This window comes from Aeromonas allosaccharophila (genome assembly GCF_016026615.1).
Taxonomy (GTDB): Bacteria; Pseudomonadota; Gammaproteobacteria; order Enterobacterales; family Aeromonadaceae; genus Aeromonas; species Aeromonas allosaccharophila.
On sequence record NZ_CP065745.1, the window covers coordinates 671033 to 692586 of the forward strand.

The 21554-nt window shown below is 56.0% G+C and carries 10 protein-coding genes and 1 pseudogene; 10 read left to right on the plus strand and 1 reads right to left on the minus strand.

Going from position 1 to position 21554, the window contains the following annotated elements; genetic code table 11:
- Positions 1-174 precede the first annotated feature (174 nt).
- Positions 175-381, minus strand: a complete 207-nt coding sequence (locus I6G90_RS03025) for a hypothetical protein (protein ID WP_197929688.1) — start codon at positions 379-381, stop codon at positions 175-177.
- A gap of 213 nt (positions 382-594) precedes the next feature.
- Here I6G90_RS03025 and I6G90_RS03030 point away from each other — a divergent pair, with 213 nt between their 5' ends.
- From I6G90_RS03030 to I6G90_RS03090, 10 genes and pseudogenes are all read left to right on the plus strand, one after another.
- Positions 595-1524, plus strand: coding sequence for a TIGR01212 family radical SAM protein (locus I6G90_RS03030; RefSeq protein WP_197929690.1), 930 nt, complete (start codon positions 595-597; stop codon positions 1522-1524).
- 374 nt (positions 1525-1898) lie between these two features.
- A complete protein-coding gene (locus I6G90_RS03035) occupies positions 1899-4043 on the plus strand; it encodes a type I secretion system permease/ATPase (RefSeq protein ID WP_042057686.1) in 2145 nt (714 codons plus the stop codon).
- Positions 4036-5469, plus strand: a complete 1434-nt coding sequence (locus I6G90_RS03040; protein ID WP_162491778.1) for an HlyD family type I secretion periplasmic adaptor subunit — start codon at positions 4036-4038, stop codon at positions 5467-5469. Before I6G90_RS03035 ends, I6G90_RS03040 begins: the two co-directional genes overlap by 8 nt.
- A 38-nt stretch (positions 5470-5507) precedes the next feature.
- The gene (locus I6G90_RS03045) at positions 5508-6824 is read left to right on the plus strand and encodes a TolC family outer membrane protein (RefSeq protein ID WP_197929692.1); all 1317 of its coding nucleotides are present in this window, start codon (positions 5508-5510) and stop codon (positions 6822-6824) included.
- A gap of 134 nt (positions 6825-6958) precedes the next feature.
- Complete coding sequence (locus tag I6G90_RS03050) at positions 6959-7711, plus strand: transglutaminase-like cysteine peptidase (RefSeq protein WP_197931145.1); 753 nt, start codon at positions 6959-6961, stop codon at positions 7709-7711.
- A 3-nt stretch (positions 7712-7714) separates the two neighbouring features.
- Positions 7715-9640, plus strand: coding sequence for an EAL domain-containing protein (locus I6G90_RS03055; protein ID WP_197929694.1), 1926 nt, complete (start codon positions 7715-7717; stop codon positions 9638-9640).
- A gap of 265 nt (positions 9641-9905) precedes the next feature.
- Positions 9906-10673, plus strand: a pseudogene (locus I6G90_RS03060) (retention module-containing protein); the annotation flags it as partial.
- Between the two features lie 33 nt (positions 10674-10706).
- The gene (locus tag I6G90_RS21280; RefSeq protein ID WP_232254445.1) at positions 10707-20117 is read left to right on the plus strand and encodes a DUF5801 repeats-in-toxin domain-containing protein; all 9411 of its coding nucleotides are present in this window, start codon (positions 10707-10709) and stop codon (positions 20115-20117) included.
- Positions 20118-20202: 85 nt separating this feature from the next.
- Positions 20203-20763, plus strand: a complete 561-nt coding sequence (locus tag I6G90_RS03085) for a hypothetical protein (RefSeq protein ID WP_197929696.1) — start codon at positions 20203-20205, stop codon at positions 20761-20763.
- A 56-nt stretch (positions 20764-20819) separates the two neighbouring features.
- Positions 20820-21536, plus strand: coding sequence for an SIMPL domain-containing protein (locus I6G90_RS03090; protein WP_058053769.1), 717 nt, complete (start codon positions 20820-20822; stop codon positions 21534-21536).
- The last annotated feature ends 18 nt before the right edge of the window (positions 21537-21554 follow it).

Below are 21554 nucleotides of genomic sequence, written 5' to 3' on the forward strand. Positions count from 1 at the left end.
CGGCCTTGCATCGCACAGTCATCACCTGACTGCATAAATTGCGATTGGCTCTTGTGGTTCCGTCTGCCTGACGTGGCGAATCTCCAAACTAATGGGATTTTCTAACGAGGTCAATCGCAGGTCGGGTTTGTCTTTGTGGTTACATTCGCATAACAAAATGTTGGATTGGAGGGATTAATTGGCTGAGGTGCTGCGGTTGTTCTGCATAAGTTGATTTTGTTGGTTAAATATATCGCCATTGAAAGGTTCAATGGTGCGCTCAGCGACTGTGGGTGAATGTAGTAATTTTACCAACCCGACGTTGCCGACAGCGGAAGGGATCACATTTTCAATATCCCATGCTTGCAATTGTGTGCTGTCGGGTCTCTTTGAAATTTTCATTGTTCAACAGTGAGTTATCGGGTCTCATTTTCATATGAACGTTTACTGTTGGAATGATCAACGATCTGCCAGACTCCATTTTTTGCGCTTTTTCTCTATATTTATTCAAATTTGACCGGATATTTATATGTTTTGCCCCCTTCGCTAGCTTGATCCAGCTCAGCCCCTGTTTTGCGCAAGCTCGTACAATGACGCTCCTTTAGCGGAGGTGTCATGCAGTTACACGAACTCGTCAATACATTCGGTCAGGATCTCAAGCAGCGTCACGGTCAGAAGATCCACAAACTCTCTATCCACGGTGCCTTCACCTGCCCGAACCGGGACGGCACCCTGGGCCGCGGTGGCTGCACCTTCTGCAATGTCTCCTCTTTTGCCGACGAGTCGGCCCAGCAACTCTCCGTGGTGCAACAACTGCTGGCACGTCGCGACGAAGTGACCCGTGCCAAGCGTTATCTCGCCTACTTTCAGGCCTATACCAGCACCTATGCCGAGGTCGAGTATCTGCAGCGCATGTATGAAGAGGCGCTGTCGGTGAGCGATATGGTGGGGCTCTGTGTGGGCACTCGCCCCGATTGTGTGCCCGATGCGGTGCTGGATCTGCTGGCGGGCTATCAGGCCCGGGGTTACGAGGTGTGGCTGGAGCTCGGGCTGCAAAGCGCCAACGACAAGACCCTGCAACGGATCAACCGCGGCCACGGCTATGCCGCCTATGTGGATGCGGTGACGCGTGCCCATCAGCGTGGCATCAAGGTATGTGCTCATCTGATTGTTGGCCTGCCGGGCGAAGTGCCGATGGACAGCCTCGATACCCTGCGTCGCATCGTGGAGACCGGCGTTGAGGGGATCAAGCTGCATCCGCTTCATGTGGTTGAGGGCAGTACCCTCGGCAAGGCGTGGCAAGCGGGGCGGCTTGAGGTATTGACGCTGGAGCAGTATGTGGAAGCGGCTGTCGCCATGATCCAGCACACGCCGCCGGAGGTGGTGTATCACCGGATCTCGGCATCGGCGCGCCGTCCGACCCTGCTGGCGCCGGTCTGGTGTGAAAATCGCTGGACGGCCATGGCGGACATTGCCAAAGCCCTCTCATTGAGCGGCCCGCAAGGTCACGCGCTGGGAAGACCCTTCATACTTCCTGACCTATAATTGAGTGCGTAGTTATTATTTTTACAAAAAACAGAGGGTTATATAAAAAAGTTCATACCGTAAACTATAGTTTTGGTACGTTTCGGTTGATATAGTGATGCGCCATAAAAAATGACGTTATCAATTAACATCGGCATTCACTCAGGTTAGCGTGTTAGCATGACATCAATGAAATCATGCTTTACCAATAATGAATCATGCTGCAATTGTTTCCTCGCGGGTAAATATGGGGAAGGTTGCGCTTTATCCAGACCGGTTTATCTACTGAACAGGCACCTCAGTGGGAGTGTGACTCGGTGTTGAGAGTCGCTATTGCAGGATAATATGAGTGGTTATTCCTCGTGTCGGCCTCATTTATGCAGTGACAGGATGCTATGCAAGCAGAAACAAGTCGTATTGATGAGTTATTGGAGTGTCTGGTCTTCTTGACCCGTTTTTATGGTGTGCCCAACAGCCAGGATGCCCTGACGACCGGGTTGCCACTGGTCTCCGGACGCCTGACTACCGCACTCTTTTGCCGTGCTGCCGAGCGTGGCGGATTATCCGCCCGTGAAGTGATCCAGCCACTGGCCGATATCTCTCCCTTGCTGCTTCCTTGCGTATTGCAGATGCGCAGTGGTGGCGCCTGTATTTTGCTGGAGTGGAACGAAGATCGCAGCCAGGGGAAGGTGATCTTCCCGCAGGCCGGTGATGCCGCGCAATGGCTGACGGCTGCCCAGTTGGGTGATGAGTATCTGGGTCGCCTCTTCTATGTGAAGAAGCAGTTCAAGTTTGACGAACGCTCGCCCAAGGTACTGGAAACCCGTGATGGCCACTGGTTTTGGAGCACCTTGTTTGAATCCCGCGGCATCTATCGCGATGTGTTGATCGCGTCCATTCTGATTAACCTGTTCGCAATAGCCAGCCCGCTCTTCACCATGAACGTCTACGACAAGATTGTACCCAATCTGGCGTTTGATTCGCTCTGGGTGCTGGCGGTCGGGGCCATGGTGGTCTTTACCTTCGATTTTGTGATGCGACAGCTGCGCAGTTACTTTATCGATATCGCCGGTAAAAAGTCCGATGTGCTGCTGTCGGCCAAGATTTTCGCCAAGGTAATGGGCATGCGGATGGAGTCTCGTCCCGCCTCTACCGGTGCTTTCGCCAAACATCTGCAGGAGTTTGAATCGGTGCGGGAGTTTTTCACCTCCGCGACCGTCTCGACGCTTATCGATCTTCCCTTTGCCGTCTTCTTCCTCTTTATCATCTGGATGTTTGCCGGCGTGATGGTGGTGGTGCCCATCGTGGCCATGCTGATCCTGGTCGCCTACAGCTTCTATATACAAGAGCCGCTCAAGCAGTCCATCGAAGAGGGCTCGCGTCTGGCCTCCCAGAAAAACGCCAACCTGATTGAAAGTATTTCCGGGCTGGAAACCGTCAAGATCTTTGGCGCCGAGAGCATGTTCCAGCATCGCTGGGAACAGGCCGTCTCCCATATTTCCACCTGGGGCGTGCAGACCCGCCGCATTACCAACTCCATGTCATCGCTGGCCAGTTATATCCAGCAGGTGGTGACCGTTGGGCTGGTGATCGTCGGTGTTTACCAGATATCCGAGGGCTTGGTCACCATGGGGGGGATGATTGCCGCCGTGATGCTCTCCAGCCGTGCGATTGCGCCCATGGTGCAGCTCTCCGTGCTGTCGACCCGCTATAACCAGGCCAAGTCTGCGTTGGATATTCTGGAAAAAATCATGCAAACCCCGGGGGAGCAGGAGGAGGGCAAGCAATATATTCATCATCCGGTGATTGCCGGTCGCATTGAATTCGAAAATGTCTCCTTTAAATATCCGGGAATGGAAACCAGCACCCTGCACAATATCAATTTGCGTATTCAGCCGGGCGAAAAGGTGGCGATTATCGGCCGGATTGGTGCAGGCAAAACGACCCTTGAAAAATTGCTGATGGGACTGTATCGGCCGACCGATGGTTCGGTACGCATCGATGGATTTGAACTGGATCAGCTGCCCTCGGCGGTGATCCGCCGCAATATCGGCTGTGTCCCGCAGGATGTCATCCTGTTCTTTGGTTCGGTGCGAGACAACATCATGCTGGGAAATCCCCTGGTGGATGATGTGAGGGTCTTGCGCGCTGCCAAGCGGGCGGGCGTCACCAACTTTACCAACCGCGATCCCAACGGGCTGGATCGGCAGATTGGCGAGGGGGGCCGTCAGCTCTCCGGTGGCCAGCGTCAGGCAATCCTGCTGGCGCGTGCCCTGCTCAATGATCCCCCCATTCTGGTGATGGATGAGCCGACCTCCAACATGGACAACCAGTCCGAGATGCAGGTGAAACAGGAGCTGGCTCGACTCGGCCCGGAAACCACCTTGATCCTCATCACTCACAAGACCTCGATGCTGGATGTGGCGTCACGGGTGATCGTCATCGAACAGGGGCAAATTGTTGCTGATGGCCCCAAAGAGGCGGTGTTGCAGCAGTTGAAGGAAGGCAAGGTGCGTGTGCAGGAGGTGTCTCATGGTTAAGGGGATCATGAGCTGGTTCAAACGCAGCAAAAAGGCGCCTTCCGGCGATGTATTACCGGCACCCGAGCATCTGGAGTTTGTCGATGATGGTGCAGCGGCTGTACTGCTGACCACGCCGACCGGTGCTCGTATCCTGCTATGGTGCTGTTTCCTCTTTTTCATGAGCGCCATCGTCTGGGCTGCCTGGGCCGAGCTTGATGAAGTCACCGTGGGTCAGGGCAAGGTGATCCCGTCCCGCCAACTGCAGGTGATCCAGAACCTGGAAGGGGGGATCGTCAAAGAGATCTTCGTCAAGGAGGGTGACATCGTTGAAAAGGGGCAGCCACTGCTGCGCATCGATGACACCCGTTTCCGCTCCGATTTTCGCGAGCGTGAGCAGGAGGTGGTCACCCTGAAAGGGGATGTGGCCCGTCTGCGCGCCGAGATGGCCAGTGTCGAGGTGAAAAATGAGCCTGCGCTGGGATGGCGTGAACAGGTGGTAGTGGGAGAAGCACCTATCCAGTTCCCCGATGGTTATGAAACCGTCTTTGCCGAATATGCCAACCGTGAGCGCTCGGTACAGCGGGATCGTCTGAATAACCTGAAGAACCAGCTCTATATTCTTGGTCAGCAGATCGAGCAGAAAGAGCAGGAATTGATCGAGCTGAATGCCAAAATCCGCACCGTGAACCGCAGTGTGGATCTGGCCAGACAAGAGCTCAATATTAGTCGTCCGCTGGCGAAAGAAGGTATAGTGCCTCAAGTGGAGCTAATCAAGTTGGAGCGTCAGGTCAACGAGATGCAGGGGGAGCTGGAGAGCAACCGCCTGCTTATCCCAAAACTCAATTCGGTGTTGCGTGAGACCATCTCCAAGCGCAACGATATTGCGCTGAAGTTCAGGGCAGACTCCCAGACCGAACTGAATGAGAAGCAGGGGCGGCTTGGCCAGTTGTCAGAGGGGCAGGTTGGCTTACGAGACAGGGTGGATCGCACCAGCGTGATCGCACCGCTTAAAGGCACCATCAAAAAGCTCAAGATCAACACTCTGGGCGGCGTGGTTCAGCCCGGCATGGATTTGATGGAGATCGTGCCGCTGGAGGATACCTTGTTGGTGGAGGCCAAAGTATCACCGAAAGATATTGCCTTCCTGCGTCCAGGGCTGGAGGCCATCGTCAAAATTACTGCCTATGACTTTACAATCTATGGAGGATTGCATGGCAAGGTTGAACAGATAAGTGCGGACTCGATCCAGGATGAGGAGGGGAACTCCTTTTATCTGGTTCGGGTGCGTACCGAGAAGAGTTACTTGGGCGATGAGCTTAACGCACTTCCCATCATCCCCGGTATGTTAGCCAGTGCTGATATCATTACTGGTAAAAAAAGTGTCCTAGACTATTTGCTGAAACCCATATTAAGGGCAAGGCAGTCGGCACTGAGAGAACGATAAGCCAACAATCTAAAAAACAAAACATGACTGGAGATAACATGAAAAAAACGATTGTTGCCATGCTGGTCAGTGGCATCACCCTGATCCCCGGCCTAGGTCAGGCTCAGACTCTGGAAGAGTCGGTGGCACAGACACTCGCAACGCATCCCAAGATCAAGGAAGCGTTTGATCTTTATCAGGCACGCCTCTATCAGCATGATGGAGCAAAGGGTGGCTATTATCCTACGATCGATCTGCGTGGTGGCGTAGGCTATGAAAAAACTGACAGTCCTTCGACAAGAATTAACCCTAAAAGTGATGACTCCATGACTCGTAAAGAGGCAGGACTGAGTCTGCGGCAAATGTTGTTTGATGGCTTTGATGTCAGCAACAACGTATCCAGAACAGAAGCTGAAGCCAATGCCCAGCGTCTGGCGATGATCTCCGAGGCAGAAAACACCGCGCTGCGGGTGGCTGAGGTGTATCTCAATATGCTGCGCCAGCAGGAGATCCTGGAGCTCTCCAAGCAGAACTTGGAAACCCACGAACAGATCCGCAGCGACATCAGCAAACGGACTGATTCTGGGCTGGGTTCTACCGCTGACCAGACCCAGATCGATGGTCGTGTTGCCCGAGCCTATTCGAACCAGGCTGCTGCCGAGAACAACTATCGCGACGCAGAGAGTGAATTTATTCGTGTCGTGAACGAGGTTCCCAAAGATCTGGTACAGCCGGTTCCCAATACCGAGCTTATCCCGACCAGTCTCGATACTGCTCTGAAAACGGCGACCGAAGTCCACCCGACCCTGCTCTCCTCTCTGCAGGATATTGAAGCAGCCAAGTATCAGCATGAAGGCGCCAAGTCCGGTTTCTACCCCAATGTGACATTTGAGGTAGACCAGAACTGGAATGAGGATATCGATGCCGTTCCTGGCCGTAACGATGATCTGACCGCCATGGTGCGGATGCGTTACAACCTGTTCCGTGGCGGTTCTGATGTGGCAGAGAGCAATGCAACATCGGCGCTCTACTCTCAGGCGAAAGACATTCATCTGAATGCGTTCCGCCAGGTGGAGGAAGGTACTCGTCTGGCCTGGAACGCGAAAGAGTCGCTGGCCAAGCAAAAAACCTTCCTGAAAGAGCATGTTGACGCCAGCTACGATACCGTACAGGCATACAAGAAGCAGTTTGGCTTGGGTCAACGGACGTTGCTGGACGTATTGAACACCGAGAACGAATTGTTCGAGGCGCGTCGCAGCTACATCACTGCCGAGTATGATGCACTGCTGGCGGACTATCGCATTCTTAACGCGACAGGCAGCCTGCTCAATGCATTTAGCGTCAAACAACCCGCTGAATGGCAGGCCAAGCAATAACCGTTTGCCCATGATCCAGCCGGGATGATGGACGCCATCATGGTGACTGCTGCTTGCAGTCACCATGTTTGGCTAAAGCAGGTGGTTGCACGGGTTTGAGGAGTGCAGCAGCAATAATGCAGCAGGAATATGATGTGACACTCCGGCGCGGGATCGGTGGCAGATGGTGTTATCTCCTTAATGAATGGAGATACCGATCGCTACGTGCTCTGCGCCACTCCTTATGGATCCTGCTGTTACCCTTCTCACTGTTGCTCTGTGCCAGTCAGCCTTTGCCACAAGAAGATCTCAACTTGATCAAGCGGGCGGAGCAGACTTATGGCGTCAGAGCCGGCAAGCGTGTTACCAGTTGGCGTATGCTGGTCATGGAGACGAAGGGCAGGGCACTGAGCGAAGAAAAAAAGCTCGAACGGGTAAATAATTTTTTCAATCGGATGCGTTTTATTGACGATATCAAGTTGTGGCGTAAGAAAGATTATTGGGCAACCCCGTTGGAATTTTTGGGGGCAGCCGGGGGAGACTGTGAAGACTTCAGTATTGCCAAATATTCAACTTTGCTTGAATTGGGTATCCCGGATGAAAAAATGAGGATGGTGTACGTCAAGGCGCTCGATTATAACCAGTTTCATATGGTTGTTGCCTATTACGAGACGCCATCATCGGTCCCGGTGATCCTGGACAATCTTATCGGTTCTATCCGTCCGGCAAGTCAACGTCGGGATCTGGTACCTATTTATAGCTTTAACGGTAGTCACTTGTGGTTGATGAAGGCGCGTGGCCAAGGGGAACTGGCTGGTCAATCATCTCGCTTGGGATTATGGAATGATTTACGCAATCGCATGACATCGGGGCGATTGGCTCGGCCTGTGGTGAATTTGGATGATTAACCTATGACGCTCTATCGACAGTTATTAGCCACCATGCTGCTGCTGTTTGGATTGTTATTTGCGGCCACATACTGGGTGCAATTCAATTCAACCCGCACTTATCTGGCGCAGCAACAGGAAACAACGGTCATCAATACGGCAACCTCACTGGGGCTTGCTCTCACCCCCTATCTGGAGAATGGTGACAAGGTCGGTGCCGAGTCGGTGATCCAGGCCATCTTTGATGGCGGCTATTATCGACTGGTTCGCCTCGATCTGCTGGCATCAAAGGATGTTATCGAGCAGGAAAATACCAACACCATTCAGGGTGTGCCGCAGTGGTTTATCAATTTGGGGCTGTTTCCCGAGGTATCCAACGAGTCAATTTTGACGTCTGGCTGGCTGCAGCTTGGAAAATTAAAAGTGGTTGGCCATCCGGGCCAGGCTTATTACGAGTTGTGGCGCGGAATGAGCGAACTGGCGAGCTGGTTTCTGGTCGGTTTCTTGATCACCACGATTTTGTTGATGAGAGCACTTAATTACTTGCTCAAGCCACTCAAACAGATCTGTGAACAGGCAGTCGAGATTGAGCTGCACCATTTTGGTCATACGATACCGGAGCCTAACACCCATGAATTGAAGCAGGTCGTTCAAGCGATCAATACCCTATCAGGCAAGTTGGCGTTGCAGTTCAAAGAGCAAGCCGATGAGGCCGAGAAATTGCGTGAACGGGTTTATGTCGATGCTGTGTCTGGCCTTGGCAACCGCGCCTATTTTGTAGGGCAAGTGAACGCATGGATAGCGGAGGCTGGTCAAGGTGGTGTCATGCTTGTTGCGGTCGATATGCTGGACGATATCTATCGTGATGAAGGCTTTGCGGCCAGAGACAACATGGTCAAATCGATCGCACAGGCCTTGAAAGAGCAATTAAAAGGGTGGGATGGCGCAGCCTTGGCACGGATATCTGCGACGGAATATGCGTTGCTATGTCCAACCGACGACCTCACTCAGCTCAAGGAGTTGGCTGAAGTGATTAATAGCCGCATCGCCGATCTGGTGGTGAATCCAATGGGCGAAGGCGATGCGCTCTCCGTCATCGGTATTGCCGGTCGTGATGGTAATGATGATCTCTCTGCCTTGTTGACCAAGGCCGATAATGCGCTTGGCAAGGCGCGCAATGAACGCCGCGGTGCTGTCGTGATGGAAGGGGGCACCGAACAAGGTTTGATGGGGCGTTTGGCCTGGCGAGATTTGGTCCAAGATGCCATCTCACGGCAACTCTGGCGTTTCAAAGCCCAACCAGCTTGCCGATTCGATAATGGCGCCAGGTTGCATGCCGAGCTGTTTGCCTCTATCTCCCGTGATGGCACAGACTATTTTGCTGGCCAGTTCTTGCCCGCAATTGAACAGTTCAAACTGGGTGGCGAGTTTGACCAGGCGGTTCTCGATGCCTGCGTTCCTTTATTACAAAAGCAGTCTGATCTGGTGCTTGCGATCAACATCACTGCTGGCTCGCTCTGCTCGGATGAATTTTTAACCTGGCTGACGGGCTATCTGACCGATAATGCTGAGTTGAAAGAGCGGTTGCTATTCGAAATACCTGAAGTCGCCATCATGAAGCATAAAGATAACGTCGCTGCATTGGTGGGCACTTTGCAGGCACATGGCTTCCAGTGGGGGGTTGACCACTATGGTCGTCACTTCCAGTCGCTGGGTTATCTGGAGGAGTTGTCGCCAGCTTATGTCAAGGTCGACCATGGTTATACCAGCCAGGTTATGGAGCCGGGAGCTGACACCTCATTCTTGGCCGCAGTGTGCCGAGCTGCGCACAATGCGGGTGTGACCACCATTGCGACCCGTGTCGAAGATCAACATCAAGTCGAGTTGCTCTCCAAGTTGCATATCGATGGTTATCAGGGATTTGTTCACCCCGCCTTCCCATTGTCTTGAATAAGATGCCATAAAATGGCCCCGAATGGGGTCATTTTTATATCTATCTATTCTCTTTTCTCCATCTTTATATAATCAAAGTACACGTAGTGCTGAATGGGGCTGCCTATAGAGCTCTGATTTATATTGAAAAAACTGAACTCTTCGATTTTTTTCCGTGTACCTGTTCGATGCAGATCGAAATGCATACATTTTTGCAACGGAACAGAACGCTATCTCCTTCTACCGTATAGACATCAAGATCTGTCACGTTGGAGCAATGGATATGCGTACCCAAATTATCGACAAGTCCGTGGTTGTCTCAGCCATCGAAGGGAATGTGGAGATTGTGTTGGCTGATGGAAGCAGCCGCCCTCTGCAAAAAGGTGAAATCCTCCAACCCGGAGCCAAGTTGACCATAGCGGATGATGCCAAGCTGGCACTTTCCCCTTATGACGACACACCTGCACAGAATTCATCTACGGGTTCCGAGTCGGTTGAACCTGGTCAACCGCAAGGAGCTTCGCCCACCGAAGGCGCCCCTTCCGATATTGCGGCATTGCAGCAATCGATTTTGCAAGGTGTGGACCCTACTCAGAATTTTGAGGCTTCTGCAGCTGGTGGTGCTCCTGCTGCCGGTGGTGGTGGCGGTATTGGAGGCGTAGCCGGAGCGAGTGGTAATGGTGGCTTTGTCACTATCGATCGAACTGGTGATGCCACGATAGCGGCTGCAGGGTTTGATACCACCTACGATACGGCGGCTGTCATCAATGAAAATCAGGCCGAAGATTTAATTCTTGAGAATCAGCTTGATGATTTGGGTGAAACCGTCGTGACTCTCGAAGACTCTCAGGTCAGCGGGAATCTGCTCGAAAATAGCACCAATCCTGACGGACCAGCTGATGCCTCTATCGTTTCATATGACTGGGGTATCAACATCGGTGTGCCTGCTGGAGTTGCTGCCACTATTACTGGTGTGGGCACGCTGATCATCAATCCGGATGGGAGTTATACCTTTACGCCAGCACCTAACTATGATGGTGCCGTTCCCCCAGTGAATTATCAAGTGACTGATGGCCAGGACACAGTGACTTCAACACTCGTTATCTCCATCACACCGGTCGATGAAGAGGTGGGGCTTGGAGGGCTTGCTCTGGAGGGGGGCGAGGTGCTGGTCAGTGATGCTAATCTGGCTGATGGATCCACTCCTGATACTACAGCGTTGACCCAAGGTGGCGCGTTTACCTTCAATGCACCGGACGGCGTCCAGACACTGGTGGTCGGTGCGATCCAGTTGATCAGCAACGGCACCGTTGTTGCGCTGCCTTTATCTATAGAAACGCCGCTGGGCAATGTATTGCAAATTACCGCAATCACCTACGATCCCGTCACAGGTAACGGCAGTGTCTCCTACAGCTATACCCTTCTTGATAACGAAACCCATCAACAGCCCGCGTTTGACCTGCAATTAGGTGAGAGCCTCACGGTGACCTTGACCGATGATGACGGTGATACAACCAGCGCAACGCTGGATATCGTTATTCAGGATGATGTGCCCACCCAAAGTGTGAGCGTGGCCGAAGAGGCCAATGTTGGCGGACTGTCAGTCAGTCTGGACGAGACGGTTGGCGAAGGGGATACCTACAATGGAAGCGATGTGGATGATGGCTACGTCAGTGACGATGTGACTGATGCATTGGCCCAAGCCACAACGGCGATTGAAGGCGGACTGCAGTCACTTTTTACCAGCAGCGGCAGTTACGGGGCTGACGGCGAAGGCAGCACCACCGGTAGCTTCAGCTTTGTCGGGATTGGTGAGGCGGGGGTAGCAACCAACCTGTCGGCCACCGATGGTGGTGCGATTACCCTAAACGCCGTGAGCGCGACCGAGTTGCAAGGGATAGATAGCGACGGCAATGTAGTGTTCAGCATCAAGATTGTGGTGGTGGATGGGGTATCCCAACTGCAGACCACCCAGTTTGAGGCCTTGTCTCACGGTAACACCGATCTGTTTGATGAATCACTACCACTGCTGCTCAGTGGGCAGAACAGTCTTGGCCTGCAATACAGTGTCACCCGGGTGGATGGAGATGGCGACAGAGTAACCGACAGTGCCACCGTCAGTCTGGTGGCTGGCGAGCGCTCGGTGTTCAGTTTTGATGATGATGGTCCGCGTGCCGGGCTGGCAGAGAAAGCACCGGGTCTGGGTGCAACCGTGGATGAAAGCTTGGTCAGTCTGGGTGGTGTTGGCGGTGACGGAGTGGCCAGTGCCACCCTGAGCGCCGCCAATGTGCAGGCCCAGTTCAACCCGGCCTTCGGAGCCGACGGGGCGGGCAGCATCGGCTACAGCCTGGCGCTGACTGGCAGCGACGTGGCTAGTGGTCTGTATGCGGTTGACCCGCTGGCCGCCAACGGCCAGGGCGCGGCTATCGTGCTCAATCAGGTGGGTAACGTCATCACTGGCAGCGCCGGTGGGGTGGACTACTTCACCCTGACCATCGACCCGACCACCGGGGAAGTGACGCTGGAACTGCTGGACAACGTCTGGCATGGCGACACTACCAGTGCGGATGACAGCGTGGCGCTGAGCGTGGACGAGGGCGTGCTGACATTAGTGCAGACCGTGACTGATGCCGATGGCGATCGGGCCAGCGCGTCTGTGGACCTGGGCGCCAACGACGTGTTCCGCTTTGAGGACGATGGCCCGCGTGCCGGGCTGGCAGAGAAAGCGCCGGCTCTGGGCGCGACCGTGGATGAAAGCCTGGCCAGTCTGAGCGGTGTGGGCGGCGACGGAGTGGCCAGTGCCAGCCTGAGTGCGGGTGACGTGCAGGCACAGTTTGTGTCAGCCTTCGGGGCGGATGGGAAAGGCAGTATCGGCTACAGCCTGGCGCTGACCGGCAGTAACGTGGCGAGCGGCCTGTATGCAGTCGACCCGCTGGCTGCCAACGGCCAGGGCGCGGCTATCGTGCTCAATCAGGCGGGTAACGTTATCACCGGCAGCGCCGGTGGGGTGGATTACTTCACCCTGACCATTGACCCGACCACCGGGGAAGTGACCCTGGAACTGTTGGACAACGTCTGGCATGGCAATACCAGTAGTGCAGATGACAGCGTGGCGCTGAGCGTGGACGAGGGCGTGCTGACGCTGGTGCAGACCGTGACTGATGCCGATGGCGATCGGGTCAGCGCGTCTGTGGACCTGGGCGCCACCGGTGTGTTCCGCTTTGAGGACGATGGCCCGCGTGCCGGGCTGGCAGAGAAAGCGCCGGCTCTGGGCGCGACCGTGGATGAAAGCCTGGCCAGTCTGAGCGGTGTGGGCGGCGACGGAGTGGCCAGTGCCAGCCTGAGTGCGGGTGACGTGCAGGCACAGTTTGTGTCAGCCTTCGGGGCGGATGGGAAAGGCAGTATCGGCTACAGCCTGGCGCTGACCGGCAGTAACGTGGCGAGCGGCCTGTATGCAGTCGACCCGCTGGCTGCCAACGGCCAGGGCGCGGCTATCGTGCTCAATCAGGCGGGTAACGTTATCACCGGCAGCGCCGGTGGGGTGGATTACTTCACCCTGACCATCGACCCGACCACCGGGGAAGTGACGCTGGAACTGCTGGACAACGTCTGGCATGGCAATACCAGTAGTGCAGATGACAGCGTGGCGCTGAGTGTGGACGAGGGCGTGCTGACATTGGTGCAGACCGTAACTGATGCCGATGGCGATAGTGCCAGAGCGTCAGTGGACCTTGGCGCCAACGATGTGTTCCGCTTCGAGGATGATGGTCCGCGTGCCGGGCTGGCAGAGAAAGCACCGGGTCTGGGTGCAACCGTGGATGAAAGCTTGGTCAGTCTGGGTGGTGTTGGCGGTGACGGAGTGGCCAGTGCCACCCTGAGCGCCGCCAATGTGCAGGCCCAGTTCAACCCGGCCTTCGGGGCCGACGGGGCGGGCAGCATCGGCTACAGCCTGGCGCTGACTGGCAGCGACGTGGCTAGTGGTCTGTATGCGGTTGACCCGCTGGCCGCCAACGGCCAGGGCGCGGCTATCGTGCTCAATCAGGTGGGTAACGTTATCACCGGCAGCGCCGGTGGGGTGGATTACTTCACCCTGACCATCGACCCGACCACCGGGGAAGTGACGCTGGAACTGCTGGACAACGTCTGGCATGGCAATACCAGTAGTGCAGATGACAGCGTGGCGCTGAGTGTGGACGAGGGCGTGCTGACATTGGTGCAGACCGTAACTGATGCCGATGGCGATAGTGCCAGAGCGTCAGTGGACCTTGGCGCCAACGATGTGTTCCGCTTCGAGGATGATGGTCCGCGTGCCGGGCTGGCAGAGAAAGCACCGGGTCTGGGTGCAACCGTGGATGAAAGCTTGGTCAGTCTGGGTGGTGTTGGCGGTGACGGAGTGGCCAGTGCCACCCTGAGCGCCGCCAATGTGCAGGCCCAGTTCAACCCGGCCTTCGGGGCCGACGGGGCGGGCAGCATCGGCTACAGCCTGGCGCTGACTGGCAGCGACGTGGCTAGTGGTCTGTATGCGGTTGACCCGCTGGCCGCCAACGGCCAGGGCGCGGCTATCGTGCTCAATCAGGTGGGTAACGTCATCACTGGCAGCGCCGGTGGGGTGGACTACTTCACCCTGACCATCGACCCGACCACCGGGGAAGTGACGCTGGAACTGCTGGACAACGTCTGGCATGGCAATACCAGTAGTGCAGATGACAGCGTGGCGCTGAGTGTGGGCAAGGGCGTGCTGACGTTGGTGCAGACCGTAACTGATGCCGATGGCGATAGTGCCAGAGCGTCAGTGGACCTTGGCGCCAATGGCGTGTTCCGCTTCGAGGATGATGGTCCCAAAGCAAGCAATATTCAGGCTGCCTTGGTTCTTGATGATGAAGGACTTGTCGGCGGGATCAATGGTGGTTCTGGTGATGTTGCAGGGGCCAATACCAGCGTCACGGGCAATCTGGTTTATCAGGCTGGGGCTGATGGCCTCAAATCGCTTGAACTCTCCGGGCCTACTGCGTTGGGAAGTGAAAGTGTGACCTCAACGTGGGATGCCCAAAGTGGAACCTTGTCTATCAGTTCCACTCGTGGTCTCTTGATGACGGTCACCATTACCGACCCGAGCACTGGTGCCTACTCGGTGAAACTTCTGCAGCCCTTGATGCACACAGGGACTGATACCGAAGACAATCTCACCCTCAATGTGGGCTACAAGGTGACAGATGGCGATGGGGACAGTGCCAGTGGCGTACTTGCCGTCACCATTAACGATGATACACCGACAATCCAGGTGGGTGAGCTGTCCCTGACTTCCTCAGTCACCTTCCTGGGTAGCAACGCCGGTTATTCAAATAGCTATGGCTACTACGTCAAAGGTGATGATGGCACTCCGTTGTCCGGCAAAGTCATCTGGGCAAATGTGCACAGTCAGAGTGTGGGAAGCCAGACAGATATCAGTTCGCTGGATCCTGCTCATACCGGGTTCTTTGTTATCCCCAATGGAGGAGCCAATCCCGGTCTTGTAGATGGTGCCGCGGTCACTTTCCAGTTTATTAATGGCAAGTGGCAGGCATTCGTTGGCAGCACTGCGTTGAGTGGGGCCGATGGTGCCAACATCGTGTTCAGCGATGCGAGCCTCAACCCTGGCGGTTCACATTTGCAGGATACCGGTAGCGCAGGCAACCAGAACTGGGAGGATATGACCCTCAACTCGGATTACGACTACAACGATGTCAGCACCACTGTTACTTGGGGCGGTGCTGTGCAGTTGCAGGTCGATGAGTCCAACCTCAATCATGATGCAACAGCTGACTTTAGTGGTGTGTTCAACGTACAGCCGGGGGCTGATGGTCTGGGATCCCAGAGCTACAGCCTGAATGTACAAAATGCCAACTCTGGTCTGATTGATACCGCCACTGGTGAGCAAGTTCAGCTGAGAATGAATGGTTCGACCCTTGAAGGACGCACTGCTACCACGGGCCAGCTGGTATTTAGCCTCACGGTCGACAGTAGCGGCAAGGTGACCCTTGATCAGCTGCGGGCTGTAGTTCACCCAACCTCTGATCCCGATGAAGCCACCTTTTTGGGCTCTGGCCACGTTAATTTGACTTTGACCGTCACCGATAAGGATGGAGATCACGCAAGCGGGGTTCTGGATATCGGTAAGGTCATCAGCTTCAAGGACGATGGCCCGAGTATCAGCGCCAACGCAGTAGTGCAACTGGACGATGATGCCTTGGCGGGCGGCATAGCTGGTGGCACGGGCGACGACCCGAACGCGGTCAACGTCAGCGGAACCCTGGGTCACAGCTTCGGTGCCGACGGCGCTGGCAGCATCCAGTGGCTGACCAGTGGCGCACCGGGCGGTTACACCTATGAAGCGGGGTCTGGTGGTTCACTGCTGGTCAAACAGGCTGGCGTGACCGTGCTGACGGTGACGCTGAACAGCGCCACGGGTGCCTACAGCGTGACGCAGAATGCGCTGATCAAGCATGCCGACGGCAATGACGAGAATAGCGCCACCTTCACGCTGAGCTACCGTGTTACCGATGCCGACAAAGACAGCGTGGATGGCAGCCTGACCATCAACGTCGACGACGACACCCCGACGGTCAGCGCCAACGCAGTAGTGCAACTGGACGATGATGCCTTGGCGGGCGGCATAGCTGGTGGCACGGGCGACGACCCGAACGCGGTCAACGTCAGCGGAACCCTGGGTCACAGCTTCGGTGCCGACGGCGCTGGCAGCATCCAGTGGCTGACCAGTGGCGCACCGGGCGGTTACACCTATGAAGCGGGGTCTGGTGGTTCACTGCTGGTCAAACAGGCTGGCGTGACCGTGCTGACGGTGACGCTGAACAGCGCCACGGGTGCCTACAGCGTGACGCAGAATGCGCTGATCAAGCATGCCGACGGCAATGACGAGAATAGCGCCACCTTCACGCTGAGCTACCGTGTTACCGATGCCGACAAAGACAGCGTGGATGGCAGCCTGACCATCAACGTCGACGACGACACCCCGACGGTCAGCGCTAACGCAGCAGTGCAACTGGACGATGATGCCCTGGCGGGCGGCATAGCTGGCGGCACGGGCGACGACCCGAACGCGGTCAATGTCAGCGGAACCCTGGGCCACAGCTTTGGTGCCGACGGCGCTGGCAGCATCCAGTGGCTGACCAGTGGTGCACCGGGCGGTTACACCTATGAAGCGGGGTCTGGTGGTTCACTGCTGGTCAAACAGGCTGGCGTGACCGTGCTGACGGTGACGCTGAACAGCGCCACGGGTGCCTACAGCGTGACGCAGAATGCGCCGATCAAGCATGCCGACGGCAATGACGAGAATAACGCCACCTTCACGCTGAGCTACCGTGTTACCGATGCCGACAAAGACAGCGTGGATGGCAGCCTGACCATCAACGTCGACGACGACACCCCGACGGTCAGCGCTAACGCAGCAGTGCAACTGGACGATGATGCCCTGGCGGGCGGCATAGCTGGCGGCACGGGCGACGACCCGAACGCGGTCAACGTCAGCGGAACCCTGGGTCACAGCTTCGGTGCCGACGGCGCTGGCAGCATCCAGTGGCTGACCAGTGGCGCACCGGGCGGTTACACCTATGAAGCGGGGTCTGGTGGTTCACTGCTGGTCAAACAGGCTGGCGTGACCGTGCTGACGGTGACGCTGAACAGCGCCACGGGTGCCTACAGCGTGACGCAGAATGCGCCGATCAAGCATGCCGACGGCAATGACGAGAATAGCGCCACCTTCACGCTGAGCTACCGTGTTACCGATGCCGACAAAGACAGCGTGGATGGCAGCCTGACCATCAACGTCGACGACGACACCCCGACGGTCAGCGCTAACGCAGCAGTGCAACTGGACGATGATGCCCTGGCGGGCGGCATAGCTGGCGGCACGGGCGACGACCCGAACGCGGTCAATGTCAGCGGAACCCTGGGCCACAGCTTTGGTGCCGACGGCGCTGGCAGCATCCAGTGGCTGACCAGTGGTGCACCGGGCGGTTACACCTATGAAGCGGGGTCTGGTGGTTCACTGCTGGTCAAACAGGCTGGCGTGACCGTGCTGACGGTGACGCTGAACAGCGCCACGGGTGCCTACAGCGTGACGCAGAATGCGCCGATCAAGCATGCCGACGGCAATGACGAGAATAACGCCACCTTCACGCTGAGCTACCGTGTTACCGATGCCGACAAAGACAGCGTGGATGGCAGCCTGACCATCAACGTCGACGACGACACCCCGACGGTCAGCGCTAACGCAGCAGTGCAACTGGACGATGATGCCCTGGCGGGCGGCATAGCTGGCGGCACGGGCGACGACCCGAACGCGGTCAATGTCAGCGGAACCCTGGGCCACAGCTTCGGTGCCGACGGCGCTGGCAGCATCCAGTGGCTGACCAGTGGTGCACCGGGCGGTTACACCTATGAAGCGGGGTCTGGTGGTTCACTGCTGGTCAAACAGGCTGGCGTGACCGTGCTGACAGTGACGCTGAACAGCGCCACGGGTGCCTACAGCGTGACGCAGAATGCGCCGATCAAGCATGCCGACGGCAATGACGAGAATAACGCCACCTTCACGCTGAACTATCGTGTTACCGATGCCGACAAAGACAGCGTGGATGGCAGCCTGACCATCAACGTCGACGACGACACCCCGACGGCGAATGCAGTAACCAACTCGGGGCAGGCCACTCAGGTGCAAAATACCAACCTGATGTTGATCCTCGATATCTCCGGCAGTATGGGTAATGCATCCGGCTATCAGGGGATGACCCGGATGGAGGTAATGCAGAAGTCGGCGCTGGAGCTGCTTGATCGATACGATGCCAGTGGCAATGTCATGGTTAACATTGTGACGTTCAGTACTGCAGCGGCCAATCCGACAGGTACCTGGGTCACTGTGGATGCGGCTAAAGCAATTATTCTGGGCCTGTCACCGACCGACTCGACGAACTATGACGATGCGCTCAATGATGCCATCAATGCCTTTGGCGCTGGCGGTAAGCTGGCAGGAGCGCAGAACGTCTCCTACTTCATGTCGGATGGGGCACCCAACTATTCGACGGTCAGCAACTCGGCAACTGTCCCCGACGGTTCCAATAGCTTCGGCGATGGTTCCGGGATCAGCACTGCCAATGAGAAGGACTGGACGGATTTTCTCAGAGTCAACAGCATCAACTCGTTTGCTCTGGGAATGGGGTCAGGGACAACGTCGTCACAGCTGGATCCGATCGCCTATAACGGTGTAACGGCAACCAATACATCGTCGATTATGGTGACTGATTTCAGTCAGTTGGCATCGACCTTGGTCAGTACGGTAGTGGCCCAGCCGGTTTCCGGGCAACTGCTTAATGGTGGGTTGACCGCGAGTGCTGGTGCAGATGGTGGCTGGCTGGAATCCATTACGGTGGCTGGCGTGACCTATCACTACAACCAGAAGAGCGACAGTGTGAGCGTTACCGGTGGAACCTCTGTCGGGACATTCGATACTGCTACCAACGAGTGGTCGATTGCCGTGGCAGGAGGGGTTCTCAAGGTGGACATGGATAACGGCATGTATACCTATACCCCGCCGTCAACCATTCCTGCCGGTGGGATCAATCAGGTATTTGGTTACAGTGTGAGCGACTACGATGGTGATACTGCATCGAACACTTTGGCGATAACCATCAATCCTGCTGTTGCCCCGATGGTGGTGCGTGACGACTTTGTCATCACCAATCAGGATCCTGTTTCCATTCCGGATTGGGCTCTGCTTGCCAATGACTCCGGGCCACTTGTTGGCACCCAGGCGATCAGTGGTGTCTCCAATGCCGTTGGCGGCACGGTTACCGACAACACCGGTTTTGTCTCGTTCGATGACGGTTCGGGCAGCGCAACGCCGAGCTCGTATGACGGATCGTTTGTCTACACGAACAGTACGACCACCGATACCGGCAAGGTCTATGTCGATGAACAGAGCGGAACCACCCTCACGGGGGGCTACCTCGACGAGATCCTGATTGGCGGTTCTGGCGACGAGACGCTGAACGGCAATGGCGGTAACGACATCCTGTTTGGCAATGGTGGCAAGGACACCCTGAATGGTGGTGTGGGTGATGACATTCTGGTTGGTGGCAGTGGCAGCGATACGCTGACCGGCGGCTCTGGCAGCGATACCTTCAAGTGGGGCGCTGGAGATGTGGGTGGCACCGATGTCATCAAGGACTTCACCACCGGAACTGGCGGCGATGTGCTGGATATCAGTGAGTTGCTTAGCGGCGAGCATGCCAACAAGACTTCGCTTGATGCTTATCTCACCTTCACCACAGGTCCGGGCACTGGCAAGTCAACACTCACCATCGATCTGGATGGCTCGGGCAGCGGCAGTACGACCCACGTTATCCAGTTTGACAACATCGACCTGACACTGGGAGGAACACGCAATGACCAGACCATCATTGAAGACCTGTTGAATCAGGGCAATCTGAAGGTTGATCCGTAATCGTGTCTCGGGGCCGGGCTTGCCTGGCCCCTGTTTTTTCCCCCGAGGGATGGATAAGATAGCAGCAGTAGAGGAGAGGGGCGTCATGCAGTCATTCAACTGGGTCGACATTGATGGTATCCGTTATAGCTGGGATGGGCAGGGAACCATTACCTGCGCAGGCCAGTTTGGCTATCAGGCATCGATCGCGGGTGACCGGCTGGATGGGATGGAGATTGAGAATGAGGCCGGTGATGTAGCGGGCTCGCTCTATGTTGACTTTGCTGCTGCCTCTATCACTTATGTGCCGGCCATGGATACCGAGTCTGCCCATAGCATGATTCTTGTGGGCCATGATCAGGGTCAGCAGGAGTATCCGCTGGCCAGTTTTCACTCTCCGTTGTTGCATGATTTGCTGGGGCCGTCTGATACCATCGCCTGGTCTGCGATGGAGGAGGAGAGTGGTGGCACCAATATCGGACAGGCGGTGCAAGGACACGTTCTGTCGTGGGACTCGTTCCATTTCGATGATGAGGTATTGGTCTGTGGCACACCTCCGGCGCTGGATATGGCAAGCCAGAGCCAGGATCCCGGCAGCATGGTCACCATCAGCCTCGATCTGACCAATCAGATACTGGATCAGATCCCTCCCTTGCACGATATATGAATCCCGTAGCGGCACGGGCATAATGACCTCAATCTTTCCGATTGAGGTTTTTTTCTATGTGGCGTCCCCTTCTTACTCTTTCCGCTCTGGTTGTCAGTGCTCCGCTGCTGGCGATTGAAGTGCCGCAAGCGCCCCATCTGGTGGTGAGCGGTTATGCCGAGCAAAAGACCGAACCCGATATGCTCACTCTCAATGTGGCGGTGACTGCACTGGATAAGCAGGGCCTCAAGGCCAAGCAGCAGGTTGATACCAAGGTCGCAGCCTTTTTCAGCCAACTGGAAGGGCTGGGGATCAAACGCAGCGATGTTGAGGCTGGCAACCTGATGGTCTCTCCGGAATATCAGTATGGCGAGAACAAGAAGCCGGTATTGCTGGGATACCGTGCTCAGCGGCAATTGGCGGTCAAACTCTATCAACTGGATAAATTGAGCCCCTTGATGGATACCGCTCTCAAAGCCGGGCTGGAGTCCGTATCCCAGATTGAGTACGGGTTGAAATCGCCGCAAGTTATCAAGGAGCAAGCTCGTCTGAATGCCGTTGAGGACGCCAAAACCAAGGCTGAATCTTTGGCCAAGGCGTTCGGAATGAAGCTTGGCAAGGTGTACAGTGTGGAGTACCGCAACGCTTCGCCCATCACCGCCTACAGCCGCAACCTGAAGGCGGTGCAGGCCATGGGGATGGCTGCCCCCGCGCCGGATATGGCGGACAACAGCTATCAACAACAGCAGATCACGGTAAGCGATAATATCGAGGCTGTTTTCTTGCTGGAGTGATGCCCATCGTTTAAGTCC